At 75.1% G+C, this 23,171-nt stretch carries 26 protein-coding genes; 10 read left to right on the forward strand and 16 right to left on the reverse strand.

Annotated features, from left to right (window positions below; translation table 11 throughout):
* Positions 1–22: 22 nt before the first annotated feature.
* The 4 genes from ACQRUO_RS13810 to ACQRUO_RS13825 are packed head-to-tail and all read right to left on the reverse strand — an operon-like array spanning position 23 to position 3,969.
* Complete coding sequence (locus ACQRUO_RS13810; protein ID WP_428316156.1) at positions 23–1,027, reverse strand: ABC transporter substrate-binding protein; 1,005 nt, start codon at positions 1,025–1,027, stop codon at positions 23–25.
* Positions 1,028–1,070: 43 nt separating this feature from the next.
* Positions 1,071–1,892 carry an ABC transporter ATP-binding protein gene (locus ACQRUO_RS13815; protein ID WP_428316157.1) on the reverse strand — a complete coding sequence of 274 codons (822 nt, stop codon included), beginning with the start codon at positions 1,890–1,892 and terminating at the stop codon, positions 1,071–1,073.
* Positions 1,889–2,923, reverse strand: a complete 1,035-nt coding sequence (locus ACQRUO_RS13820; RefSeq protein WP_428316158.1) for a FecCD family ABC transporter permease — start codon at positions 2,921–2,923, stop codon at positions 1,889–1,891. Before ACQRUO_RS13820 ends, ACQRUO_RS13815 begins: the two co-directional genes overlap by 4 nt.
* On the reverse strand, positions 2,920–3,969 hold the full coding sequence (locus ACQRUO_RS13825) for a FecCD family ABC transporter permease (RefSeq protein WP_428316159.1): 1,050 nt from the start codon (positions 3,967–3,969) through the stop codon (positions 2,920–2,922). Before ACQRUO_RS13825 ends, ACQRUO_RS13820 begins: the two co-directional genes overlap by 4 nt.
* 143 nt (positions 3,970–4,112) lie before the next feature.
* Between ACQRUO_RS13825 and ACQRUO_RS13830 the strand changes: the two genes are divergently transcribed.
* On the forward strand, positions 4,113–4,856 hold the full coding sequence (locus ACQRUO_RS13830) for a (2Fe-2S)-binding protein (RefSeq protein WP_428316160.1): 744 nt from the start codon (positions 4,113–4,115) through the stop codon (positions 4,854–4,856).
* Between the two features lie 7 nt (positions 4,857–4,863).
* Here the strand turns inward: ACQRUO_RS13830 and ACQRUO_RS13835 are convergent, their stop codons facing one another.
* The 3 genes from ACQRUO_RS13835 to ACQRUO_RS13845 all read right to left on the reverse strand — a co-directional run bounded on the left by ACQRUO_RS13835 (position 4,864) and on the right by ACQRUO_RS13845 (position 7,000).
* Complete coding sequence (locus tag ACQRUO_RS13835; protein ID WP_428316161.1) at positions 4,864–5,646, reverse strand: helical backbone metal receptor; 783 nt, start codon at positions 5,644–5,646, stop codon at positions 4,864–4,866.
* Positions 5,643–6,356, reverse strand: a complete 714-nt coding sequence (locus ACQRUO_RS13840; RefSeq protein ID WP_428316162.1) for a (2Fe-2S)-binding protein — start codon at positions 6,354–6,356, stop codon at positions 5,643–5,645. The genes ACQRUO_RS13835 and ACQRUO_RS13840 overlap by 4 nt, the downstream gene beginning before the upstream one ends.
* A 68-nt stretch (positions 6,357–6,424) precedes the next feature.
* Positions 6,425–7,000 carry a TetR/AcrR family transcriptional regulator gene (locus tag ACQRUO_RS13845; protein ID WP_428316163.1) on the reverse strand — a complete coding sequence of 192 codons (576 nt, stop codon included), beginning with the start codon at positions 6,998–7,000 and terminating at the stop codon, positions 6,425–6,427.
* Between the two features lie 84 nt (positions 7,001–7,084).
* On the opposite strand from ACQRUO_RS13845, the gene ACQRUO_RS13850 reads away from it, so the two are divergent.
* Entirely contained in the window at positions 7,085–8,251 is a 1,167-nt protein-coding gene (locus ACQRUO_RS13850; RefSeq protein ID WP_428316164.1) for an FAD-dependent monooxygenase, read from the forward strand.
* 22 nt (positions 8,252–8,273) lie between these two features.
* On the opposite strand, the gene ACQRUO_RS13855 is transcribed toward ACQRUO_RS13850, so the two are convergent.
* Positions 8,274–9,269: an acyltransferase domain-containing protein gene (locus ACQRUO_RS13855; RefSeq protein WP_428316165.1), complete on the reverse strand. Its 996-nt coding sequence runs from the start codon at positions 9,267–9,269 to the stop codon at positions 8,274–8,276.
* A gap of 123 nt (positions 9,270–9,392) precedes the next feature.
* Here ACQRUO_RS13855 and ACQRUO_RS13860 point away from each other — a divergent pair, with 123 nt between their 5' ends.
* Complete coding sequence (locus ACQRUO_RS13860; RefSeq protein WP_428316166.1) at positions 9,393–10,451, forward strand: Ku protein; 1,059 nt, start codon at positions 9,393–9,395, stop codon at positions 10,449–10,451.
* 12 nt (positions 10,452–10,463) lie between these two features.
* Here ACQRUO_RS13860 and ligD read toward each other — a convergent pair whose 3' ends face one another.
* The gene (gene ligD, locus ACQRUO_RS13865) at positions 10,464–11,363 is read right to left on the reverse strand and encodes a non-homologous end-joining DNA ligase (RefSeq protein ID WP_428316167.1); all 900 of its coding nucleotides are present in this window, start codon (positions 11,361–11,363) and stop codon (positions 10,464–10,466) included.
* Positions 11,364–11,433: 70 nt separating this feature from the next.
* Between ligD and ACQRUO_RS13870 the strand changes: the two genes are divergently transcribed.
* Complete coding sequence (locus ACQRUO_RS13870; RefSeq protein ID WP_428316168.1) at positions 11,434–12,477, forward strand: PHP domain-containing protein; 1,044 nt, start codon at positions 11,434–11,436, stop codon at positions 12,475–12,477.
* A gap of 210 nt (positions 12,478–12,687) precedes the next feature.
* On the opposite strand, the gene ACQRUO_RS13875 is transcribed toward ACQRUO_RS13870, so the two are convergent.
* Complete coding sequence (locus ACQRUO_RS13875; protein ID WP_428316169.1) at positions 12,688–13,650, reverse strand: hypothetical protein; 963 nt, start codon at positions 13,648–13,650, stop codon at positions 12,688–12,690.
* 444 nt (positions 13,651–14,094) lie between these two features.
* On the opposite strand from ACQRUO_RS13875, the gene ACQRUO_RS13880 reads away from it, so the two are divergent.
* Positions 14,095–15,402: a saccharopine dehydrogenase family protein gene (locus ACQRUO_RS13880; protein ID WP_428316170.1), complete on the forward strand. Its 1,308-nt coding sequence runs from the start codon at positions 14,095–14,097 to the stop codon at positions 15,400–15,402.
* Between the two features lie 56 nt (positions 15,403–15,458).
* Here ACQRUO_RS13880 and ACQRUO_RS13885 read toward each other — a convergent pair whose 3' ends face one another.
* Positions 15,459–16,190 carry an SDR family oxidoreductase gene (locus ACQRUO_RS13885; RefSeq protein WP_428316171.1) on the reverse strand — a complete coding sequence of 244 codons (732 nt, stop codon included), beginning with the start codon at positions 16,188–16,190 and terminating at the stop codon, positions 15,459–15,461.
* A 95-nt stretch (positions 16,191–16,285) separates the two neighbouring features.
* Between ACQRUO_RS13885 and ACQRUO_RS13890 the strand changes: the two genes are divergently transcribed.
* Positions 16,286–17,140 (forward strand): LysR family transcriptional regulator, encoded by an 855-nt coding sequence (locus ACQRUO_RS13890; protein WP_428316172.1) that lies wholly within the window; start codon positions 16,286–16,288, stop codon positions 17,138–17,140.
* Positions 17,141–17,251: 111 nt separating this feature from the next.
* Positions 17,252–17,656, forward strand: coding sequence for a DUF4259 domain-containing protein (locus tag ACQRUO_RS13895; RefSeq protein ID WP_428316173.1), 405 nt, complete (start codon positions 17,252–17,254; stop codon positions 17,654–17,656).
* Between the two features lie 82 nt (positions 17,657–17,738).
* On the opposite strand, the gene ACQRUO_RS13900 is transcribed toward ACQRUO_RS13895, so the two are convergent.
* Positions 17,739–18,065: a nuclear transport factor 2 family protein gene (locus ACQRUO_RS13900; RefSeq protein ID WP_428316174.1), complete on the reverse strand. Its 327-nt coding sequence runs from the start codon at positions 18,063–18,065 to the stop codon at positions 17,739–17,741.
* A 139-nt stretch (positions 18,066–18,204) separates the two neighbouring features.
* Between ACQRUO_RS13900 and ACQRUO_RS13905 the strand changes: the two genes are divergently transcribed.
* Positions 18,205–18,462, forward strand: a complete 258-nt coding sequence (locus tag ACQRUO_RS13905; RefSeq protein WP_428316175.1) for a hypothetical protein — start codon at positions 18,205–18,207, stop codon at positions 18,460–18,462.
* A gap of 33 nt (positions 18,463–18,495) precedes the next feature.
* On the opposite strand, the gene ACQRUO_RS13910 is transcribed toward ACQRUO_RS13905, so the two are convergent.
* Positions 18,496–18,879, reverse strand: coding sequence for an ArsR/SmtB family transcription factor (locus ACQRUO_RS13910; protein WP_428316176.1), 384 nt, complete (start codon positions 18,877–18,879; stop codon positions 18,496–18,498).
* 93 nt (positions 18,880–18,972) lie between these two features.
* Between ACQRUO_RS13910 and ACQRUO_RS13915 the strand changes: the two genes are divergently transcribed.
* Positions 18,973–19,395, forward strand: a complete 423-nt coding sequence (locus ACQRUO_RS13915) for a (2Fe-2S) ferredoxin domain-containing protein (RefSeq protein ID WP_428316177.1) — start codon at positions 18,973–18,975, stop codon at positions 19,393–19,395.
* A 34-nt stretch (positions 19,396–19,429) separates the two neighbouring features.
* Here ACQRUO_RS13915 and ACQRUO_RS13920 read toward each other — a convergent pair whose 3' ends face one another.
* On the reverse strand, positions 19,430–20,659 hold the full coding sequence (locus ACQRUO_RS13920; RefSeq protein ID WP_428316178.1) for a globin domain-containing protein: 1,230 nt from the start codon (positions 20,657–20,659) through the stop codon (positions 19,430–19,432).
* Between the two features lie 126 nt (positions 20,660–20,785).
* On the reverse strand, positions 20,786–21,226 hold the full coding sequence (locus ACQRUO_RS13925) for an RrF2 family transcriptional regulator (RefSeq protein ID WP_428316179.1): 441 nt from the start codon (positions 21,224–21,226) through the stop codon (positions 20,786–20,788).
* A 201-nt stretch (positions 21,227–21,427) separates the two neighbouring features.
* Between ACQRUO_RS13925 and ACQRUO_RS13930 the strand changes: the two genes are divergently transcribed.
* A complete protein-coding gene (locus tag ACQRUO_RS13930) occupies positions 21,428–22,228 on the forward strand; it encodes a DUF4389 domain-containing protein (RefSeq protein ID WP_428316180.1) in 801 nt (266 codons plus the stop codon).
* Between the two features lie 29 nt (positions 22,229–22,257).
* Here the strand turns inward: ACQRUO_RS13930 and ACQRUO_RS13935 are convergent, their stop codons facing one another.
* On the reverse strand, positions 22,258–23,004 hold the full coding sequence (locus ACQRUO_RS13935; RefSeq protein WP_428316181.1) for a FadR/GntR family transcriptional regulator: 747 nt from the start codon (positions 23,002–23,004) through the stop codon (positions 22,258–22,260).
* Between the last annotated feature and the right edge of the window lie 167 nt (positions 23,005–23,171).

Raw genomic sequence — 23,171 nt, forward strand, 5'->3', positions numbered from 1 at the left:
GGGGGACGCGGCCGCGGGCGGCTCAGCCCTGGGTGACCGGCGCGACCCCGGTGGCCTTGGCGATGTCGTTCAGCATCTGGTCGGCGGCCTGCACACCGATGCCCGACATCCAGGTCTCGTCCGGCACGTTGAAGACCTTGCCGGCCTTGACCGCCTTGAGGTTCTGCCACAGCGGGGTCGACTGCACCTGGCTCTGCTGGGTCTTGTTCGGGTCGTCGGCGACCGTGACGAAGACCAGGTCGGCGTCGGCCTTGTCGATCTGCTCGGGGCTGACATCCAGCATCGCGGCGTCCACGTCCTGCGAGGCCGGGCGGCCCAGGCCGACGTCCTTCAGCACGGTGCCGCTGAACGAGGCCTTCTGGTACAGCCGGGTCGGGCCGGCCACGAAGCGCACCACCGAGGCGGTCGGCACGGTGCCGCCGTTCTTCTCCTTGATCTCCGCGCCCAGCTTGGCCGCCCGCGCCTGGTAGTCGGCCAGCGCCTGCTTGGCCTCGCTCTCCTTGCCGAGCGCCTGGGCGTAGAGCGCCAGGTTGTCCTTCCAGGTCACGCCGGTGGTCTCGGCGAAGACGGTCGGGGCGATCGCGTTCAGCTTGTCGTAGATCTTCTCGTGCCGGACCTTGGAGGAGAGGATCAGGTCCGGCTTGAGCGAGGCGATCAGCTCCAGGTTGGGCTCGGCCATCGGGCCCACGTCCTTGGTTCCCTGGATCTCGCTCTTCAGGTAGGTCGGGAAGCCGCCCTCGGTCTTCAGGTGGGGGGAGACCGCGCCCACCGGCGTGATGCCGAGCAGCGTCACGTCGTCCAGCTCTCCGCTGTCCAGCACCACCACGCGCTTCGGCTGGCTCTTGATCACGGTGCTGCCCATGGCGTGCTTGACAGTGACCGGGAAGCTCGCGGCCGAGCTGCTGCCGGGGCTCGCGGCGGCGGGCTTGGCGCTGTCGCTGCTCGCGCCGTCGTTGCAGCCGGCGAGCAGGGTGCTGCCGAGGGCGACGGCCAGGACGGCGACGGGCAGGCGGCGGAGCTTGGACATGGGTGGGGCTTCTTTCTCTCAGTGAAAGGGAATTGATGAACAGTCAGGAAGTGCGGCGGGCCCGGGGGATGACCAGCGGGGTGCCGGTCTCCGGGTCGGCGATCACCCGGCAGGGCACCTGGAAGACCCGCTCGACCAGCTCGGCGTCCAGCACCTCGGCGGGCGGCCCGGCGGCGGCCAGCCGGCCCTGGTGCAGCACCACCAGGTGGTCGGCGTAGCGGGCGGCCTGCCCCAGGTCGTGCAGCACCATCACCACGGTGCGTCCGAGCTCCCGGTGCAGCTCCGCGACCAGGTCGAGGACGTCGAGCTGGTGGCGCAGGTCCAGGAAGGTGGTGGGCTCGTCGAGCAGCAGCAGGTCGGTCTGCTGGGCCAGGGTGAGGGCGATCCAGGCGCGCTGGCGCTGGCCGCCGGAGAGCTGGTCGACCGGGCGGTCGCGCAGCTCGGCGGTGCCGGTGCGGGTCAGGGCCTCCTCCACCGCCGCCTGGTCGGTGGCCGACCACGGGCTGAGCAGCCGCTGGTGCGGGTAGCGACCGAGCCGGACCAGGGCCTCCACGGTGATCGCCTCCGGGGTGACCGGCTGCTGCGGGAGCAGGCCGAGCCGCTTGGCCAGTGCTCGGGCCGGGATCCGGTGCAGGTCGGCGCCGTCCAGCGTGACGGTGCCGGCGGCCGGGTCGAGCAGCCGGGCCAGGCCGCGCAGCAGGGTCGACTTGCCGCAGGCGTTCGGGCCGACCACGGCGGTCACCGCGCCGCCGGGCAGTTCCAGGTCGAGGTCCTCGACGATCGCCCGGTCGCGGTAGCCCAGGCGCAGGCCGTGGGTCGCCAGGCGGTTGCGCTGCGCGGTGCGCGCGGCGGCGGGCGCGGTCATCGGGGACTCCGGTTCGTCGGGCGGTGCTGACGGATCATCAGCACCAGCAGCCAGGGGGCGCCGAGGGTGGCGGTCATCGCGCCGACCGGCAGGCCGGGGACCGGCAGCAGGTGCAGCACGGTCAGGTCGGCGGCCAGCAGCAGTGCGCCGCCGAGCAGCGCGCAGAGCACCAGGGTGGCGGGCGTGGGCGGCCCGGCCAGGAAGCGCACCAGGTGCGGCACGGCCAGCGCCACGAACCCGACCGGGCCGGTCAGCGCGGCGGCCAGCGAGGCCAGCACGATGGCGAGCAGCAGCAGTCGCAGCCGGTCCCGATCGGGGCGCAGGCCGAGCCCACCGGCCGACTCGTCGCCCAGGTCCAGCACCGCCACCCGGCGGTCCAGCAGCAGCACCACGGCCAGCACCAGGCCGATCGCCCCGCCGCCGAGCTGGACCTCGGTCCAACTGCGGCCGTAGAGCGAGCCGGTGGTCCACTGCAGCGCGGAGGAGGCCAGTTCGGCCGGGAACCGCACGATCATCAGGTTGACGGCCGCGGCCAGCCCGGACTGCACGGCCAGCCCGACCAGCACCAGCCGTCCGACCGCCGCCCGGGACCGCCAGGCGAAGGCGCCGAGCAGCCCGGCGGCCACCAGTCCGCCGGCCAACGCGGCCAGCGGCACCAGCAGTTGGGAGGCGCCGAGGGCGAGCAGCAGCACCGCGCCGAACGAGGCGCCGCCGGTCACCCCGACCACGTCGGGCGAGGCCAGCGGGTTGCGGAAGAGCCGCTGCAGCAGCGCGCCGGAGACCGCCAGGCCGGCGCCGGCGATCAGCGCGGCCAGCACCCGGGGCGCCCGGAACTGCTGCACCACCAGCACGTCGCCGCCGTCGCCGGCGCCGAACAGCGCGCGCAGCGCGGTCAGCGGTGGGATCGACACCTCGCCGGTGCTCAGGCCGGCGGCGGTGAGCGCGACCAGCAGGGCCAGGGCGAGCAGGCAGAGCAGCAGGGTGCGGCGCCGTCGCCGGGCCAGGCCGCCGGGGTGGATCGCGAGCGTCATCGGGTCGCCCTCCGGGCCAGCACCGCGAGCAGCGGGGCACCGAGGAAGGCGGTGACGATGCCGACCTCCAGTTCGGCGGGCCGCACCACCAGACGGCCCAGCACGTCGGCGGTCAGCAGCAGGATCGGACCGCCGATCAGGCAGCCGGGCAGCAACAGCCGGTGGTCGTCGCCGAGCAGCACCCGGCACAGGTGCGGCGCGGCCAGGCCGACGAAGGCGATCGGGCCGGCCACCGCGACCGCGGCCGCCGCCAGCAGCACCACGGCGAGCCCGGCGGCCACCCGGATCCGCGCCACCGGCACGCCGAGTGCCTGCGCCGCCTCGTCGCCCAGCGCCAGCGCGTTGAGCGCGGGCGCCACGGCGAGGGCCAGCAGCAGGCCGACCAGCAGCAGCGGGAGCACGGGGGTGAGGACGTCGAGCCCCCGCCCGTCGAGCGAGCCGACCAGCCAGAACCGGGCCTCGTCCAGGGTGCGGCGGCTGGCCAGCATCAGTGCGGAGGTCCAGGAGGTGAGCACGGCGGCCAGCACGGTGCCGCCGAGGGCCAGTCGGGTCGGGTCCAGGTCGCCGGTGCGCCGGGCCATCGCGTGGGCGGCGCAGGCGGCCAGGGCGGCGCCGGCGACCGCGAACCAGACGTACTGCACTGGCTGGTCGAGGTGGAGCGCGTAGATCGCGGTGACCACGGCGAAGCTCGCGCCGGCGTTGACCCCGAGGGTGGTGGGCGAGGCCAGCGGGTTGCGGGTGGCGCCCTGGGCGACGGCCCCGGCGGCGCCGAGCGCGGCGCCGACCACCAGGCCGAGCACCGTGCGCGGCACCCGCAGGCCCGTCACCACCTGGACGCCCGGGTCGTCGTGACGGCCGGTGCCGAGCAGCGCGCGGAGCACGGTCGGGAGCGGGACGGAGCGGGAGCCGAGCGCCAGGCTCAGTGCCAGGCAGAGCAGCAGCAGGGCGAGCCCGAGGCCGAGCAGCAGGGCCTGCCGGGCGGCGCGGGGGCGCCGCGCCGCGGCGGTGGGCGGCGGGTCGGCGGTCGGGTGGGCAGTGGTGAGCACGTGATCGATATTAGGTTAGGCAAACCTAAGTTCGTCAAGTTGCGAGCGCCGGTTTGATGGTGTTTTGGCGAGGATCATCCTCGCGCGTATAAGGTGAGCCTAACCTTAGCTGTTCGGGAACGACCTGACGGGGAGTTTGCGCGATGTCACACCCGCCGCCGCTGTCGGAGACCTACCGCCGGCTGGTCGACCGCTGCCCGGCGCTGGACGTGCGGCTGCTCGCGGCCGACGAGGCGATCGACCCTCAGGAGTGGGTCGCGCCCGCGCAGTTCGAGCAGCGGATGCCCGAGCTGATCGCGGGGGAGACGACGCGGATCCGGGAGCGGTACGGCTGCGCGGTGCCGCCGCACGTGGCGGCCGCGCGGCTGCTGCACCACTACCTCTGGTCGGTCGGCCTGCTGGTCGGCGGGCCGTGGTACCTGACGGGCCGGGTGCCGCGGCTGGGCGGCGAGCAGGTCTGGCTGGCGCCGCGCAGCGGGTCGATCGCCTTCCGGCCGGCCCTGGAGTCGGGTTCGAGCGCGGGTGCGGCGGGGGGCGACCCGTACGAGGTGGTCGCGGCGCACGTGGCGCCGGTGCTGGCGGCGTTCCGCCCGGTGGCCAAGCGCGGCGCGCGGGCGCTGTGGGGGATGGTGACGGACGACCTGGTCTCCGCCCTCTGGTACCTGGGCCGGATGCTGGACCAGGAGGAGGCGGCGGTGGCCCGCGCCGAGCGCCTGCTCCCCGGCGGCGCGGGCTTCCGCCGCCTACCGGGGACGGCAGGGCGCGAGCACCTGACCCGCACCCGGGCCGGATGCTGCCTCTTCTACGCGATCCGCCCGGCCGAGGCCTGCCTGACCTGCCCGCGCACCCCGGACGCGGAGCGGGTGTGCCGACTGGAGTCCGAGTAGCCGGCGCCTACTCGAAGCTCCGCGCCGCGGCCAGCTGGGCCGCGAGCACCGCCGGTGCCTCGACCAACGACGGGCCGTACCAGGTGAGGTGACGGCCGCTCAGCAGGGCCGCCGGCAGGCCGGGGAAGGCCTCGGGCCCGTCCGTCGCGGTGAACCGGTACGGCTCGTCCGGCAGCACCACCAGCTCCGCCCCGCTCGCCCGCAGCTCGGGGAGCGGAATCGCCGGGTAGCGCTCGGCGTGGTCGGCGTGGAGCTGCCGGACGCCGAGGCGGCGCAGCAGGTCGCCGGCGAAGGTGTCCCGGCCGAGCACCATCCACGGCCGGCGCCAGATCGGCACCACCGCGGGCTTCAGTCGGTCGGGCGGCGGCAACTGCTGCCAGGCCTCCCGGGCCGCGTCCAGCCAGGCCGGCCGGTCCAGCCCGCAGGCCGCCGTCAGCAGCCGGTCCAGTGAGGCGAGGGCCTGCGGCAGGGTGCGGACCTCGGTGACGTACACCGGGAGGCCGGCCCCCCGCAGTGCGGCGAGGTCGGGTGCCCGGTTCTCCTCCTCGTTGGCGATCACCAGGTCGGGGGCGAGGGCGCGGATCGCGGTCAGGTCGGGGTTCTTGGTGCCGCGGACCCGGGGCACCGCCAGGTCGGCGGGGTGGCTGCACCAGTCGGTGGCGCCGACCAGCAGCCCGGGGGCGGTGGCTGCCACCGCCTCGGTGAGCGAGGGCACCAGCGAGACCACCCGGCGGACCGGGCCCAGTCGGACCGGGCGGCCGAGGTCGTCCAGCACGCTGCGGGCGGTCATCGGCGGGCCCCCGGCGGGGTGCTGAAGGTGCAGTCGCCGCACAGCCCGCCGCCCGGGATCCGGTAGAAGAGGCAGCAGCTGCGGCGCTTGAACCCGGGCGGGCCCTCGAGGGCGCCGGCCAGCGGCGCGCGGGCCAGCAGGTGCCCGGCCAGCTCGGCGGCCACCGCGCGGCGGGCCCCGAGCCGGGTCGGCAGCACGCGCAGGGTGCCGAGCAGCGCCGAGGCGGCGTTGCCCCAGAGCAGCGGTTCGGCGACCGGTGTCACGGTGCGCAGCGCGGCGCCGAGCGGGGCGAGGACGCCCGTGACCACCTGGCGGTGCAGCTCCTCGGCGGTCGCCGGCCTGGGCGGGCGGGTGGCCGGGTGCGGGACCCAGAGCTCCAGCGGGCCCTCGGCGGGCTGCCACCAGTGGGTGGTGTCCGGGTCCAGGTCCGGCAGCGCGTCGCCGAGCAGGGCCGCGCCGATGGCCACCGACCAGAACCGGGCGGCCAGGCCGAGCTGCAGGGTCGAGGCGGCCAGCCGCGGCTCGCGGGTGTGCAGTCGGTCGGCGACCTGGCGGACCCGCTCCGCCAGCGGCGCGTCCGGTCCGGTCCGGTACAGCTCGGCGAGCGGGCGGAAGCCGGGCGGCGGCGCGCTGTCCGGCGTGCCGCCGACGGCCAGCGCGAAGTACGGGCCGAGGCTGCCGACGGCGCGCAGCGGGTCGGGGGCGGTCATGGCGGGTCCTCGGGGGTCGGCGGCGGGGTGTGCGGCCGCGGCGTGTGAGGCGGCGGGAACTGTGGTGCTCACGCGGGCTCCGTCGCGGAGCCCAGGGCCGCCGCGACCAGGGTGCGGACCGCGGCCCGGGGCACCTCGCCGCCGTTCACCAGCCGGTCGAAGACCAGTCCGTCGACGCAGGCCAGCAGGGTGACGGTGCGCCCGGCCGGGTCGACCGTCCCGCGCTCGGCGAGGAAGGCCTCGACGGCGGCCCGGGCGGCGTTCTGACGGGGCGTCAGGATCTCGCGCAGCTCCGGGTGCCGGGTGCTCTCGACGGCGCAGGCGAACCGGGCCAGCGACCGGCGGCGGGCCGCTCCGGTGGTCCGGGCGGCGATGAACTCGGCGAGCCGCTCGGCCAGTTCGCGCTCACTGCGGGGCGTCGGCAGCTGCTCGCCGGCGGCCTGCAGCTCGGCCTGGTCGAGCTCGACCAGTCGCCGGACCAGGGCCGCGAGCAGGGCTTCCCGGGTGCGGAAGTAGGCGGAGGTGGTGCCGGTGGGGAGGTGGGCCGCGGCGTCCACCGCGCGGTGGGTCAGCCCGCGCAGGCCGGCGTCGGCGAGCACGTCGATCGCGGTGTCGGCGAGCAGGGTGCGGCGGTCGGAGGTCACCCCCCTTTTCTACACCTGTAGCCGGGATGGTTAAGCTGCCGCTGGCTTCTACAGATGTAGAAGGAGAGTCGGGAGGGCACGGGTATGGACAGCGGTACTGCGGTGGTCATCGGCGGCGGGATCGGCGGCCTGGCGGCGGCGATCGGCCTGCGGCGGATCGGGTGGACGGTGACCGTGGTGGAGCGGGCCCCGGTGCTGGACGACGCCGGCGCCGGCATCTCGCTGGCCGCCAACGGGCTGCGCGCGCTGGACGCGCTCGGCGTGGGCGCGGCGGTCCGGGGCGCCGCCCGCGGCCAGTACACCGGTGGGACCCGCACCCCCGACGGCCGCTGGCTGGCCCGGATGGACGGCGCGGCACTGGAACGCGCGCTCGGCACCCCGATCGTCGGCATCCCGCGCGCCGACCTGCACCGGCTGCTGCGCGCCGAGCTGCCCGCGGCGGCCCTGCTGGTCGGGGTGGAGGCGAGCGCGGTCGAACCCGCCCGCTCCGGCGGCGGCCCGCTGCTGGTGCGCGCGGGCGGCCGGGAGCTGCCCGCGGACCTGGTGGTGGCCGCCGACGGCCTGCACAGCCGGACCCGCCGGGTGCTCTTCCCCAGCCATCCCGGGCCCGCCTACAGCGGTTCCACCGTGCTGCGGGCGATCACCGAGCGCCCGGTCGAGGCGGCCGGCGACTTCGAGCTGACCTGGGGCCGCGGCGCCGAGTTCGGCCACATCATGTTCGCCGACGGCCGCGCCGAGTGGCACGCCGTGCTCAACGCTCCGGCCGGGCACCGCTACCCCGACCCGCTGGCCGAGCTGCGCCACCGGTTCCGCGACTGGCACCACCCGATCCCGGCGCTGCTCGCGGCCACCGCCCCGGAGGCCGTGCTGCACCACGACGTCAACGAACTCGCCACCCCGCTGCCCGGTTACGTGCGTGGGCGGGTCGCACTGCTCGGCGACGCGGCGCACGCGATGACCCCCAACCTGGGCCAGGGCGCCTGCCAGGCGCTGGAGGACGCCGCCGTGCTGGCCGCCGCCGTGGCCGGCGCGCCGAGCGTGGAGCGGGCGCTGCTGCGCTATGACGCCGAGCGGCGCCCGCGCACCCAGGCGGTGGCCCGGGCGGCGCGGCAGGCGGGACGGCTGGGCCAGCAGCTGGCGCACCCGGCGGCGGTGGCGGTGCGCAACGCGGTGCTGCGGCTGGCACCGTCGGGCGTGGCGGTGCAGGCGATCCTGCGACACGCGGACTGGACGGCGCCGCGGGTGGGGTGACGCGACACGCCCGGGCAGGCGGTCAGAGTTCGAACCAGCCGTTCCCGCCGTACCAGTGCCGCCCCGCGCGCAGGTGGTCGCCGATGGCGCGCTCCAGCGTGGTGCGGCGGGGCAGCGCGGTCAGCGTGAGGGTCGGGTCCCCGAAGACGAAGTCCACCGCGACCGTGTCCTCCGGCTCCTCGGGCCGGTAGCCGGGGCGGAAGCGCCGCTGGAAGCGGATCAGGTTGGCGTCGCCCGGCAGGTACTCGCGCAGCTGCGGGTCGAGCAGCCAGGAGTGGCAGGTGGCCACGGTGGGCCGGTCGGCCGGGTACTCGGCCGGGAAGTGCCGGGTGAAGAACTCCCGGGCCCAGGCCACCGACCGGTCGCAGGCCGCCGGGGTGAGCGGCCCGCAGAAGTCGGGGATGTGCACGCCGAGGCAGGGCGAGCCCGGCCCGTACGGCGCACCGGCCCCGGCCACCGCCAGCCCGGTGCGGCTGCCCAGCCGGGCCCGCTGGAACTGCAGCCGGCCCAGCTGGTAGAGCTCGCCGCGCACGTGGTGGGCCAGCCAGTACGGGTGCAGCATGCCGCCCTGCCCGTACCGGCGGCGGTGCAGCGCCATGGTCCGGCCGAGGTCGGTCAGGGTGAGCCGGGTGACCTCGGCCGGGATCCGCCGCTCGGCGTGGAAGGCCCGGGTGGCGGGCAGCACCGCCAGGTGCACCAGCACCGGGAAGTAGCTCGCGAACGGACCGAGCGCGGCGGGCAGCACCGGCAGTTGGAGCGGCGGCCGGCCGACCGTGCCCACCTCGCGGCGCAGCAGCCGGGCGCAGCGTTCGACCAGCCGGCCGGCCGCCGGCTCGGCACCCGCCGCCGCGGCGGCGGTGAGCAGCGGGCCGATGTCCTCGTGCGGCACCGCGAGCTCCAGCAGCTCCTCCGGCGTCGGCTCGGGCAGCGCCACCGGGCTGCCGCCGAGCGGCTGCTGCCGGTCCCACCAGGCCCCCAGGCCCGCATCCGACCCCAGCCAGCGGCTCAGCTCGCCCACGGCCGCGCTCTCCTCTACCCGTCCGGCACCGCACCCCGGGGCCCCACGGCCCCGGAACAGGCTACTCGGGCAGCTGGGGGCGCCCGGTGAAATACTTGAAAGCTCCGCGAGGAGGTGGTGGCGATGGCCCGACCGATCTGGACCGGCACCCTGAGTTTTGGGCTGGTCGCCGTGCCGGTGGGCCTGTACTCGGCCACGGAGGACCACTCCGTGCACTTCCGCCAGCTCCAGCGCGGCACCTCCGACCGGGTGCGCAACCAACGGGTGAACGAGCGCACCGGCGAGGAGGTCGAGTACCGCGACCTGGTCAAGGGCTTCGAGCTGGCCGAGGGCGAGTACGTGGTGGTGGAGCCCGCCGAGCTGGAGCAGATCTCGCCCGGACGGTCCAAGTCGATCGAGATCAGCGGCTTCGTCGAGCTGGGCGAGATCGACCCGATCTACTTCGACAAGACCTACTACCTGGGTCCGCGCGGCAAGGAGTACGCCAAGGTCTACGGGCTGCTGCACCGGGCGCTGGCGGACACCGACCGGGCGGGGCTGGCCAGCTTCGTGATGCGCGGCAAGCAGTACCTGGCGGCGGTCCGGGTGGAGGGCGAGGTGCTGGTGCTGCAGACCATGCACTACGCCGAGGAGGTGCGCGACCCGCGGCAGGAGGTCGACAACCTGCCCGAGCAGCCGGTCGAGCCCTCGGCCAAGGAGCTGGCGGCGGCTCGGCAGCTGATCGAGATGCTGAGCGCCGAGTGGGACCCGGCGGCCTACCACGACACCTACACCGAGCAGGTGCGCGAGCTGGTCGAGGCGAAGCTGAACGGCCAGGAGGTGGTCAGCGCCGCGCCCGCGCCGGAGTCGACCAACGTGGTGGACCTGATGGCGGTGCTGGAGCGCAGCCTGCAGCAGGCCGGCGCGGGGGCCGACGAGCCGGCCCGCGCCGGCGGTGGCAAGCGGCGGGCCGCGCGACCCGCGGCAGCCGCCCAACCGGATAGGCACCCGGACCGGGAGCCGGCGGCGCCGCCGGAGCCGACGGCGGACCTCGACGCGCTGAACAAGGCCGAGCTCTACCGGCTGGCCACCGAGCGCGACATCAGCGGACGCTCCTCGATGACCCGCGAGCAGCTGCTCGCCGCGCTGCGCCCGGCGCCGGCCAAGCCGGGCCGCAAGCGCTCGCTGCGGGCGGTCTCCTGACGCCGACTCAATTCAGCTGTCGGGCAGTGCGGCGGCCTGCTCGGGGTCGGCCAGGGCCGCCTGTTGGTCGCCGGCGGCCTGCACCCGCTCGGCCACCGCGTCGGCGTCGAAGACCAGCTGCTCGGGCCGCCGGCAGCCGGCCACCTCGGACCAGTCCAGCGGCGCCGAGGCGGTCGGCTCCGGGCGGGCCCGCAGCGAGTAGGCGGCCACCGTGGTCTTGGCGCTGTTGTTCTGCGACCAGTCGACGAAGACCCGGCCCGGCCGCAGCTGCTTGGCCATCTGGTCCACCACCAGTTCCGGCAGCTGCTGCCGCAGGCGCCGGGCCAGCTGTCGGGCGTACTCGGCGACCCGTTCCGCGGGGGCCGGCAGCAGCGGCACGGTCAGGTGCAGGCCCTTGCTCCCGGTGGTCTTGGGCCAGCAGGGCAGCCCGTCCGCGGCCAGCAGCTCGCGCGCCACCAGGGCCACCGCGCAGCACTCCACCACCCCGGCGCCCTCGCCGGGGTCGAGGTCGACGATCAGCCGGTCGTGCAGCTCCGGCCGCTCGCGCCACTGCGGCACGTGGAACTCCAGGCAGCCCAGGTTGGCCGCCCAGAGCAGGGTCGGCAGATCGGCCACCACGGTCTGCCGCATGGTCTCCTGACGGTGCGTCACATCAAGCCCGGTGACCCAGGCCGGCGCCCCCGGCGGCACCCGCTTGGCCCAGAACCGCTGCCCGGTCACCCCGTCCGGCAGCCGCAGGAAGCTGGCCGGGCGCCCGGCCAGGTGCGGCAGCATCGCGGGCGCCACCAGCGTGTAGTAGCGCAGCACGGCGGCCTTGGTGAAGCCGGTCTCCGGGTAGAGCACCCGGTCCAGGTGGGTGAGCCGCAGCCGGCGGCCGGCCACCTCGGTGACGGTGGCGGTGGGGTCGGGCATGCCCCGATGGTCGCAGCCCGGTCGGCGAGTCGCGGGCGGCGCGCCCGGGCGGCTGCCCGATGATGGGCGGGTGACGGACTCGCCGGAGCAGTCGGGCGCGGCGGCCCCGCCGACGCCGATCGAGGCGCTGGAGCGGATCGCCTTCCTGCTGGAGCGCGAGCAGGCCTCGACCTACCGGGTGCAGGCCTTCCGCACCGCGGCCGGCGCGCTGCGCGGCCGCACCGAGCTGCCCCGCACCACCGCCGGCCTGGCCGCGCTGCCCGGGCTCGGACCGGTGACCGCCGCGGTCGTCGCCGAGGCCCGCGACGGCCGGGTGCCCGACTACCTGGCCGAGCTGGAACAGCGCGCCGCCGCGCCGCTGGCCGAACTCGACCCGGCCGGCCGCGCGCTGCGCGCCGCCCTGCGCGGCGACTGCCACCTGCACTCCGACTGGTCGGACGGCGGCAGTCCGATCGAGCTGATGGCCCGCACCGCCCGGGCGATCGGGCACGAGTGGGCGGTGCTCACCGACCACTCGCCGCGGCTGACCGTGGCCCGCGGACTGAGTGCCGAGCGGCTGCGTGAGCAACTGGGCGTGGTGGCCGCACTCAACCGCGAGCTGGCGCCGTTCCGGCTGCTCACCGGGATCGAGTGCGACATCCTGGAGGACGGCTCGCTGGACCAGGAGGAGGAGCTGCTGGCCGAGTTGGACGTGGTGGTGGCCTCGGTGCACAGCAAGCTGCGGATGCCGGCCGGGCCGATGACCCGGCGGCTGCTCGCGGCGGTGCGCAATCCGCTGGTGGACGTGCTCGGCCACTGCACCGGGCGGCGGCTGGGGGAGAAGCCGCGCCTGGAGTCCGCCTTCGACGCCGCCGCGGTGTTCGCGGCCTGCGCCGAGCACGGCACCGCGGTCGAGATCAACTCCCGGCTGGACCGCCAGGATCCGCCGGTCCCGCTGGTGCGCGAGGCGGTGGCGGCGGGCTGCCTGTTCGCGCTCGACACCGATGCGCACGCGCCGGGGCAGCTCACCTGGCAGGACTACGGCTGCGCCCGGGCCGCCGAGGCGGGGGTGCCGGTCGAGCGGGTGGTGACCACCTGGGAGGTGGAGCGGCTGCTGGCGTGGACGGCCGGCTGACCGGGGGCGCGGTCAGTCGACGGGTAGCTGGGCCGAGGGGCAGGCCGAAGGGCCGGCGGGCGGGACCCCGGCCCCAAGGTCCCGACCACCGGCCCGGCTGTGCCCCGGCCGCCGCCCGCCCGGTCGCCACCGGCCCGGAGGTCGGTCAGCGGCCCGCGCTCCGGCACCGGCCGGACGTCGACTCGACGTCAGTGCGGTTCCGGCTCCGGCTCAGCTCGACATCGCGCAGCCGCCGGCCGCGTTGCTCCAGGTCGGCTGCATCGCGAAGCTGCCGCTGGGCAGCGAGATGTCGCCCAGGTTCTGCCAGGCGCACAGGTCGCCGTCCTCCTCGCCGTCCGAGGCCACCCAGCCGCTGGACGGCTGCGGGTCGGTCATCGACTCGGCGTACTCGTGGCCCTCGACGATGCTGAAGCCGTCGAGCTGGTTGCCGACCGAGCTGGCGCCGCAGCTCGAGCCGGCGTCCAGCACGTACGGCATGTTGGTGTAGGAGACGCTGCCGTTGTAGTCGTGCCAGGCGCAGAAGCCGGAGTTGGGGAAGCCGTCGGGCGAGGTGCCGCTCGGGCTCATCACCACGATCTGCACGTCCGGGCCGGAGACCCCGAAGTGCTGGGCGCCGACGTTGGCCTCGGCGGCGATGTCGGCCTGCTGGGCGGAGGCCGGGGCGGAGCCCGAGTCGTCCACCCAGGTGCCGCCGAGCACCGCGCCGTTGAAGGAGGGGCCGGCGCCGCTGTTGTCGGTGTACTGCGAGGTGACGGTGGACCAGGTGTCCTGCGAGGTGCCGAGGCCGCTGAACAGGTTGGTCTCGTACTGCTGGACGCCGTTGCCGTCACTGTCCCACTGGTTACCCCAGAAGACCAGGTAGACGCTGACCTGGTGCTGGACCGGGCCACCGCCGTAGACCAGGTTGCCGGCAGCGGCGGGGGTGGTCCGGCTCTGCGGCATGGCGGTGTGCGCGCCGCGCATCGGGACCACACCGTGCCGGCCGTGGGTCTGTACCTTCATCACCTGGCCGTGGGTGCGGACCAGGTGGACGCTCGGGTCGAGCGGGGCGGTGGTGGCGGCGCTGCTGCTGGTGGCGGTGCCGACCAGGCCGCCGAGGCCGAGTGCGGCCACCACGGCGAGGTGCCGCAGCCGGCGGGACCGGCGGGCGGTGGGGGTACGGTTTTCGCGCATGTCGCGCATCCCTGGCTCCTTTTGGTGCAGTGGGGGACAAAAGGGGCAGCACAGCCGGTCGCCGGCCGACCGAGGTCGTCGAGTCGGGGTGGACCGGTGCAGGTGCTGGGCGTGCACCGGTGCGTGTCCGCGCCGCAGTGCCGGGCGGCAGCGCACGAGCGTGGTCGGGGCAGGTCCGGTGTACCGGGGCCGGCGTCGTGGGGTTGCCGGGGGGCTGCTTCCGGAGGGCCGTTTGACCGCTGCTCATCAAAGCGCATCGCCGGGTTCGTCAGCAATACCATGAGAAGCGACAGTTGGCAGATTTGGCGAACAGTTGACCGGCGGCCGGGCGGCGCTGCAGGTTCCGGGACGGCGGCGGAAAAGGTGTGCAGGCGCGGGGCGTTGACACCCCTGTTGTGTGCTCCTTAGCGTGGGCGCTCCTTGTACCGGCCAGTAGGGATCACCATGGACGACGCGCCCGGCAGCAACGACTCGACCGACCCCGCGGGCCCCGGCTCCGGCCCGGACTCGGACTCGGCCTCCGGCTCGGACTCCGCCCCCGCCGAGGGGCGCCGGTTCGACCTCGTGCTCTTCGGGGCCACCGGCTTCACCGGCCGGCTGACCGCCGAGTACCTGGCCCGCACCGCCCCCGCCGACTGCCGCTGGGCGCTGGCCGGCCGCAACCCGGCGAAGTTGGCCGAGGTGCGCCGGGCGCTGGCCGCCGAGCACCCGCACCTCGCCGACCTCCCGCTGCTCACCGCCGACGCCGCCGACCGCGCGGCACTGCACGAGGTGGCCGGGGCGGCCCGGGTGGTGATCTCCACCGTCGGCCCCTACCTGCGCTACGGCGAGCCGCTGGTGGGTGCCTGCGCGGCGGCCGGCACCGACTACGTCGACCTCACCGGTGAGCCCGAGTTCGTCGACCGGATGTACCTGCTGCACCACGAGCGGGCCCGCGCCACCGGCGCCCGGCTGGTGCACGCCTGCGGCTTCGACTCGATCCCGCACGACCTCGGGGTGCTCTTCACCGTCGGCGCGCTGCCGGCCGAGCACCGTGAGCAGCCGGTCGAGGTGCACGGCTACGTGCGGGCCGGCGGCCGGCCCTCCGGCGGCACCGTCGCCACCATGCTGACCGCGGTCGGCCGGCCGCGGGCGGCGCTGCGGGCGGGTCGGGAGCGGCGCGCGGTGGAGCAGCGGCCGGCCGGGCGGCGGATCCGGCTCTCGCCGGACCGGCCGCGCTGGTCCGGCGAGGCCCGGGCCTGGGCGCTGCCGCTGCCGACCATCGACCCGCAGATCGTCGGCCGCTCGGCCGCGGCGCTCTCCGAGTACGGCCCCGACTTCCGCTACGGCCACTACGCCGCGGTCAAGCGCCTGCCGGTCGCCCTCGGGGCCACCGTCGGCCTTTCCGTGCTGCTCGGCGCGGCCCAACTCCCGGTGCTGCGCAAGGCGCTGTCCAGGATCTGGCAGCCGGGCCAGGGGCCGGACGCGGCGGCCCGGGCGCGCAGCTGGTTCACCGTGCGGTTCGTGGCGCGCAGCGGCGGCGCCCGGATCCGGACGGAGGTCTCCGGCGGCGATCCGGGGTACGGCGAGACGGCGAAGATGCTCGCCGAGTCCGCGCTCTGCCTGGCCTTCGACGACCTGCCACCGACCGCGGGCCAGCTGACCCCCGCCGTGGCGATGGGCGAGCCGCTGATCGAACGGCTGCGGGCGGCGGGGATCCGGTTCACCGTGCTGGAGGGCCGCCCGGCCGGCCCGCCCGGGCGCGCCGTGTGACGCCGGCGGCGGGCGGGCCGGAGTGCTGTGGCTGAGTCAGCCGGCCGCCGTGTCCATCACCAGGGCACGACGCCGGTGTCCTCGAAGAACTGACCGGTCGGGCCGTCGTCGGGCAGTGTTGCGAGGGTGATGGCGATCGCCGCGCCCTGTTCGGGGGTGCGCACCCCGGTGAAGCCGTTGAGGTCGGTCGCGACGTAGCCGGGGCAGCCGAGGTTGATCAGGATGTTCGTCCCGCTCAGCTCCCGGGCGTACTGGAGTGTGACGGCGTTCAGGAACGTCTTCGACGGCGCGTAGGCCACGGCCACCGGACCGGCTGCCTGCTCGCCGGTGGCTCCGGACTGCCGGGTGAGGGAGCCGACGCTGCTGGACATGTTCACGATCCGCGGTGCGGCGGAACGGCGCAGCAGTGGCAGCATCGCGTTGGTGACGCGGATGACGCCGATCACGTTGGTCTCCACGACCGTGCGGATGGTGGCGGGATCGACCCGGGTGGGCTCCTGCGGCACGCCGCCGGCGATGGCGGCGTTGTTGACGAGCACGTCGAGGCGTCCGGCCCGGTCCTCGATCAGCCGTGCGGCAGCGGTCACGCTCGCGTCGTCGGTCACGTCCAGGGGTACGCCGAACGCGTCGACGCCGGCCGCGCGCAGTCGCTCCACCGCGGCCTGGCGGCGCTCGGTGTCGCGGGCGCCGACGCCGACGCTCCAGCCGAGGGCCCCCAGGCCTGCGGCGATCTCGTAGCCGATTCCCTTGTTCGCGCCGGTCACCAGCGCGATCGTTCGTTCGCTCATGGGGATCATGCTGCTCCCGGCCCCGGGTCGTCGTCCAAGACCGATCGGGTGGCCATCGATACCGTCCGGGTATTGATCCGGGATAGCGTGGCCGCATGGAGACGCGGGAACTGCGGTACTTCGTCGCTGTCGCCGAGGAACTGCACTTCGGGCGCGCCGCGCAGCGCCTCGGGATCGCCCAGCCGCCCCTGTCACGGGCGATCCAGCAGCTCGAACGGCGGCTCGGGGTACCGCTTCTGGATCGGACCAGCCGCACCGTCACGCTGACCGAGGCCGGCGCGGTGCTGCTGGTCGAGGGCCGGGCGGCCCTGGAAGCGGTCGAGGCCGCCGAACGCCGGACCCGGCGTGCGGCCCTCGCCACGACCGACGGCCCCGGCCTGGTCCTGGTCACCAAGGCCAGCACGTCCCGTGAACTGCTGGCGAACCTGCTCGACGCGTACGCCGCCGAACCCGGCGCGGTGCCCGTGGAGGTCATCCTGTGCGGCCCGGGCGAGCAGGAGCGGTTCCTGCGCCAGGGCCAGGCCGACGTGGCGCTGCTGCACCGGCCGTTCGACTCGACGGCCGGGCTCCACGTGGAGGAGCTCGGCACCGAGGGTCAGGTGGTGGTCCTGCCGGCCGGGCATCCGCTGACCGCCCGGGCCCAGGTGCGGATGGCCGACCTCGCCGGGCTCCCGGGGCTGCCCCTGCCCCGTTGGCCCAGGCCCGACGGCAGCTACCCGCCCGGCCCCGGCCCCCGGGTCCGCGACCACGCGCAGTTGTTGCAGCTCGTCGCGCTCGGCCGGGCCTGCTCGGTCGCGCCGGAGTCGTGCCGCTCCCAGCTGCACGACGACCTCGCCGCCGTGCCGGTGCTGGACGCGCCGAAGGTCACCACCGTGATCGCCTGGCCGCCGCAGAGCCGCTCCAGGGCCGTCGCCGACCTCGTCCGGATCGCGACCCGCCTCTCGTCGTGACGGTCTGCCCGCCCAGGTGACAGGCGTCTCGTTCGATCAAACGTGCGATTGTCAGTGATCGGTGCAAGGCTGGATCCGAATCGAACATTTGATCGGACGAGGAGAGCCGTCATGGGCACCTGGGATGCCGGACCCTTCGACAACGACACCGCCGCCGACTTCTCCTGCCAGTTGGACGAGGTCGCGCCCGACCAGCGCCCCGCCCTGCTGCGGGCCGCACTGGACCGGGCCCTGGCCGGGGGCTACCTGGACGGCGAGGACGGTGCGCAGGCGGTGGCCGCCGCCGCGCTGGTCGCCGCGCAGTGCCCGGGCGGCGAGCCGATCGATCCGGCCTACGCGCCGCGATCCGCGATCCCGCTCCTCGGTCCCGAGTACGCCGGCCTCGCGCTGGACGTGCTGGACCGGGTGGCCGGCGCGGAGAGCGAACTGGCCGAGCTCTGGGCGGACTCGGGCGAACAGGCCCGCTGGGTCGCCGTGCTGGAGCGCCTGCGCCTGGTGCTCAAGGCGGCGGCCTGACCGCTCCGGTCGGGCCGGCGGCCGGCTGGCGAGCCCGTTCGGCGGCGGCCGGCTGGGGGAGTTCGGTCACCCCCGCGGACGGTCAGCCCAGGAAGTCGACCCGGTCGATCAGGCCGTCGCGGACCCGGTAGGCGACCAGGACCCGGACGGGGTCGTCCGCGATGCCGTGGGCGATCTCGTGGTCCACCACCCAGTCGCCCTCGGTGAGCCGGCCGACGATCTCGGCCCGGCAGCGGCCCTTCGCGAACATGTCGGCGTACGCCGCCCGCAGCGCCTCGCGTCCGGCCAGGTGGCTGCCGTCCCGGCGGTTGATGCGGACGTCGGGTGCGTAGGTCGCCGCGAAGGCTTCGAGGTCGTGGCCGTTGTAGGCGGTGAGCTGGGCTTCGACGACATGCTCGGGGATGATCATCGGTTGATCATCCAGGGCGGGCTGGGGTTCGTCCAGCGGCCCGGGCACGGTGGCGCGTCGGTGTGCGTTGTACCGGGCAGCCGCGGCCGGTGGGGCGGCGGTGGTGCACGGGACGGTCGGCAGGACGGGTGGTGGGTCGATGAGCAGCGCGAACGCGCCGTCCGACGGGTTCGGCGCGGCGGCGGGCGGCGGGTCGGGCGGCGACTGGGACCAGGTGGTGCTGGACGAGGCCTTCGTCCGGGCCGCGCCGGTGGTCGAGCCCTCGGGGCGGGCCCGGATGCTGGCCGCGCGCTGGCGGCGCGAGCCGCCGCAGCCGGAGCCGTGGCGTTCGGACCGGCCGCCGGCGGGGTGGTTCTGGAGCCGGGTGCGCCGCAGTCGCTGGCGTCGTCGACCCTGACCGGCACCGAGTGGCGAGCGGTGTGCGCCGGCCTCAGCCCGTCGGCTCACCGCGTTCCGCATCGGTGATTCCGAGCCGCAGGTGCTCGACGTGGTAGACGGCCTGGTCGAGCAGGGCGGCGACGTGGTCGTCGTGCAGCGCGTAGACGATCGAGCGGCCGTTGCGCTCGCCGACCACCAGGCCGAGGTTGCGCAGCAGGCGCAGCTGGTGCGAGCAGGCGGACTGCTCCAGCCCCACCGCCTTTGCCAACTCGGTGGCCGGGCACGGCCCTTCGCGCAGCCGGGCCAGGATCAGCAGCCGGGACGGGGTGGCCAGGGCCTGCAGGGTGGCGGCCACCTTGGCGGCGTTGGCCGCGTCCAGCCGGACGCGCGGGGTGGTGCGCTCGGCGGCCGCTGCGGCGGCTCCTCCATGACCCATGCGGACCATCATACTGATCACTGGTCGGACGGCTGCCTGCATGAATAGCTGTTCATGTCACCAGGTCCGGCGCGGGTGGGGTACGGTGCCCCGGTGACCAAGGGGCGTGGCGGGGCGAAGCAGGACGGGCGGGCGGACGAACGGCGGGAGGGCCGCTGCACGGTGAGCGTCTGTCGGGGCTGCTGCTGCGGCACCCCGAAGGTCTCGGGCATCGACCACGCCGCCCAGCTCGTCGACCTGCGGGCCGGCCTGGCCGGCGTCGCCGAGGTGCGCCCGGTCGACTGCCTGGACGCCTGCGACCGGGCTAACGTGATCGTGGTCCAGCCCTCCCCGCAGGGCCGGCGGGCCGGCGGCCGGCCGGTCTGGCTGGGCTTCGTCAACGACGCGGACGCGGCCCGCGACATCACCGCCTGGGTCGCGGCCGGCGGCCCGGGCCTGGTGGACCCGCCGGACATCCTGGAGCTGTACTCCTTCAGCCCGTCCCGCCGGATCCGCGAGGCCCTGAGCCCCGGCTGATCCCCAGGGGTGATCCCCCGGGGGCGGGCCCTGCTCAGACCGTGGTGGCGAGCCAGAGGTCGGGGCCGAAGACCTCGTAGTGGATCGCCGAGGCCGGCAGGCCGGCGGTCAGCAGCTGGCTGCGGGCGGCGCGGAGGAAGGGCAGCGGGCCGCAGAGGTAGGCGGTGGTGCCGGCGGGCAGCTCCAGGGCGGTGAGGTCGATCAGTCCGGTGCGCTCGGCGGGCCAGTCGGGATCGGCCGGCTGCTCGTACCAGACGTGCGCCTCGGCAGCGGCCAACTTCTCGGTCAGCTGGGCCAGTTCGCTCCGGAAGGCGTGGCTCTGCTCGGTCCGGTCGGCGTGCGCGGTGATCACCTTGCGGGTCGACCCGGTGGCGGCCAGGTGACCGAGCATGCCGATCATCGGGGTGCAGCCGATCCCGGCCGAGACCAGCAGCACCGGGCCCTCGCCGGCCTCGTCCAGGTGCACGTCGCCGAACGGCGGGCTCAGCCGCAGCTCGCTGTCCACCTGCGCGTGCCGGTGCAGGAACGCGGAGACCTCGCCCGCCGGGCCCGGCGTGCCGGCCTCGCGCTTGACGGTGAAGCGGAGCGCCTCGTCGCTCTGTCCGGAGAGGCTGTACTGGCGGATCTGCCGGGCGCCGTCCGGGAGTTCGACCTGCACCGAGACGTACTGGCCGGGCCGCACCGTGGGCAGCGGGCCGCCGTCCACCGGGCGGACCAGGAAGCTGACCACCTCGGCCGTCTCCTGCTGCCGCCCGATCACCCGCCAGCTGCGCCAGTGCCCGGCCGCCGCCTGCGCGCCCGTCGCAGGGCCGGCCGTCGCCTCCGCCTGCGTGCGCAGCCGGTCCTCGAGGGCGATGAGTGCATTGGCCATCAGCCAGTAGACCTCGTCCCAGGCCGCCGCCACCTCGGGGGTGACCGCCGCGCCGAGCACCTCGACGATCGCGGCGAACAGGTGCTCCTGCACGATCGGGTACTGCTCGCGCCGGATGCCCAGTGAGGCGTGCTTGTGGGCTATCCGGCTCAGCATCGCGTCCGGGCGCTGCTCGGGGTGCTCGACCAGCATGGTGGCGAAGGCGGCGATCGAGCCGGCCAGCGCCTGCTGCTGGGTGCCGGTGGCCTGGTTGCCCCGGTTGAACAGGTCGCGCAGCAGCTCCGGGTGGGCGGCGAAGAGCCTGCGGTAGAAGAGCGGGGTGATCTCCCCGATCGCGCCGCCGACCGCGGGCAGGGTGGCTCGGATGAGGACTGCCGACTGCGACGAGAGCATGTCGGACTCCTAACTGGTAGATCAGATTCGTATTTGCGCGCCGGGGGGGAGCCCGCACGGCCACGGTCGTGCGGGCTTCGGGTGGGACGGGGTGGGGCGGAGCGGGGCGGGGCGGGGTGGCTCCGCTCAGTCGGCCGGTCGGGCGCTCAGTGCGAGCAGCACCGGACCGGTCGGCGGGGCCACCAGGTCCTGGATCGAGAGCGGATCCAGCGCCTGGAAGAAGGCCTCCTGGGCGGTGCGCAGCGCGCCGCGCAGCCGGCAGGCGGCCCGCAGCGGGCAGGGCGGATCGTCCTCGCAGCCGACCACGTCACCCGCGCCTTCCAGGTCGCGGACGAGCTGGCCGAGCGAGCCGGTCCGCCCGGCGGTGGTGAGTGACAGCCCGCCACCGGCACCGCGGCGGGCCGACACCACGCCGAGGTGCTGCAGCCGGCTGACCACCTTGGCCGCGTGGGTGTACGGGACGTCCACCGCTGCGGCCACCTCCCGGGTGGTCGGACTCTGGCCCTCCAGGACCGCCAGTCGCATGGCGATCCGCAGGGCGATGTCGGTTCCCTTGGTCAGGCGCACGGCTCGACTCTAGCAATTGGCATTTTGGAATCCAATTCAGGGGGTGCAGTTGGTGCGGCAGTCGGACGGCCGGTCGGGCGCCGCCGTGGCCCTACCGCGGCCCCACCGCACTGGCCCCGCCCCGTCCGGACCCCGTGGAGATGCCGGAGCGCGGTGCGCCTGCGAGCGTCGTCAGGGAAGAGCGAGCCGAAGGAGCAGGTCATGGCGCAGACGCCGGTCCCGGGCGGGTGGACGATGCCGGTGGAACCCGGCCCGCCGGAGTTCCTGCCGATCCTCGACCTGCCCGCCCCCGGCCGCCAGCGGCGGCTGACCGTGCTGTTCCGCTGGCTGCTGCTGGTCCCGCAGCTGATCGTGCTCTGGGTGCTCTCCGTCGGGGCCGTCGTCGCGGTGGTGATCGGCTGGTTCGCGGCGCTCTTCACCGCGCAGCTGCCCGGCCCGATCGCCCGCTACCTGGTCCACTACGTGGGCTACGACAGTCGGGTGATGGCCAGTGCCACGCTGCTGGTCGACCGCTACCCGCCGTTCTCGCTGCGCCCGCGGCCGGACTACCCGGTCCAGGTGGAGCTCCGGCCGGGGCGGCTGAACCGCGCGGCGGTCTTCTTCCGGCTGGTCCTGCTGATCCCGGCCGCGGTGATCAACAGCCTGCTCGGCTCCGGCTGGTTCGTGCTCGCCTTCTTCCTCTGGCTCTGGGTGCTGGTCACCGGCCGGCTGCCGCGGCCGGTCTTCGAGGCGACGGCCGCCTTCGTCCGGTACCGGATGCGGTTCGGCGCCTACGCGCTGCTGGTCACCAGCGCCTACCCCAAGGGCCTGTTCGGCGAGGAGCCGCCGGTGCCCGGCGGCGAGCTGCCCGCCTCGGCCAGCCGGCCGCTGGTGCTGGGCACCTGGGGCAAGGTGCTGCTGGTGGCCTTCCTGGTGCTGGGGCTGGCAGCCGACCTGACCAACGAGTACGTGAACACCGACGGCCACACCTCGAGCGACACCACCAACACCGCCCCGCGGTAGCTGTCGGGGGCCGGCCCGGACGGGTCGGATCAGCGGAGGAAGGCCCGCAGCAGTGCCGCCGTCGCCGCCAGGTGCTCCTCGGTGGAGCGCCGCGCGCCCGCCACGTCGCCGGCCAGGATCGCCGCCACCATCGCCCGGTGCTGGTGCGAGGCGTGCTCGATGTTGCGGTCCAGCACGGGTATCGCGTTCAGCAGGTCGTTGAGCCGCATCCGGCTCTCGGCCACCCCGGCCGCCAGTGAGGGGGAGCCGGTCAGTTCGGCGATCGCCAGGTGGAAGCGCGAGTCCAGCCGGCGGTACTCCTCGGTGTCGGCGCCCTCCAGTTCGGCCAGCCGGTGCTCCAGGTAGCTGCGCTGCTCCTCGGTCAGCTCGCGCCGGGCGGCCTGCTCGGCGGCGCCGGTCTCCAGCACCATCCGGAAGGTCAGGGCGTCCTCCAGCTCGGCGCCCATGTCCCGGACCGCGCGGCGCAGTTCACCGAGGTCGGGGGCCGGCAGCCGGTAGGTGACGAAGGTGCCGCCGTAGCGCCCGCGGCGCGACTCCACGCAGCCGGCCTCCTGCAGCGAGCGGATCGCCTCGCGCAGCGTCTCGCGGCTGATCCCGAGCCGGACGGCCAGGTCGCGCTCGGCCGGCAGTCGGTCCCCGTACCCGAAGACGCCGAGCTTCACCGCCTCCAGGATCCGCTCGACGGTCTCCTCGAAAGCGTTGCCGGTCCGGACGGGGCGGAAGATCGCGCCGCCCTGCCAGTCGAACCGCGGGTCGCCCTCGGCTACTCGTGCCATCCGGAAATCGTACCGAGGTACGAGCTGGCGCCGGCGGGCATGCCCCTCTTGACGTGGTGCGGGCGGAGGCGGAAGCATGCGCGGTACGCCAAAGGTCTGTTTCCGGGCCATTGACCGCCACAGTGCTGTGGGCGCACGTTTCGGATCCCCCACCGAACCCCCAAGGG

Origin of the sequence: Kitasatospora sp. LaBMicrA B282, assembly GCF_050325825.1 — a bacterium.
Taxonomy (GTDB): domain Bacteria; phylum Actinomycetota; class Actinomycetes; order Streptomycetales; family Streptomycetaceae; genus Kitasatospora.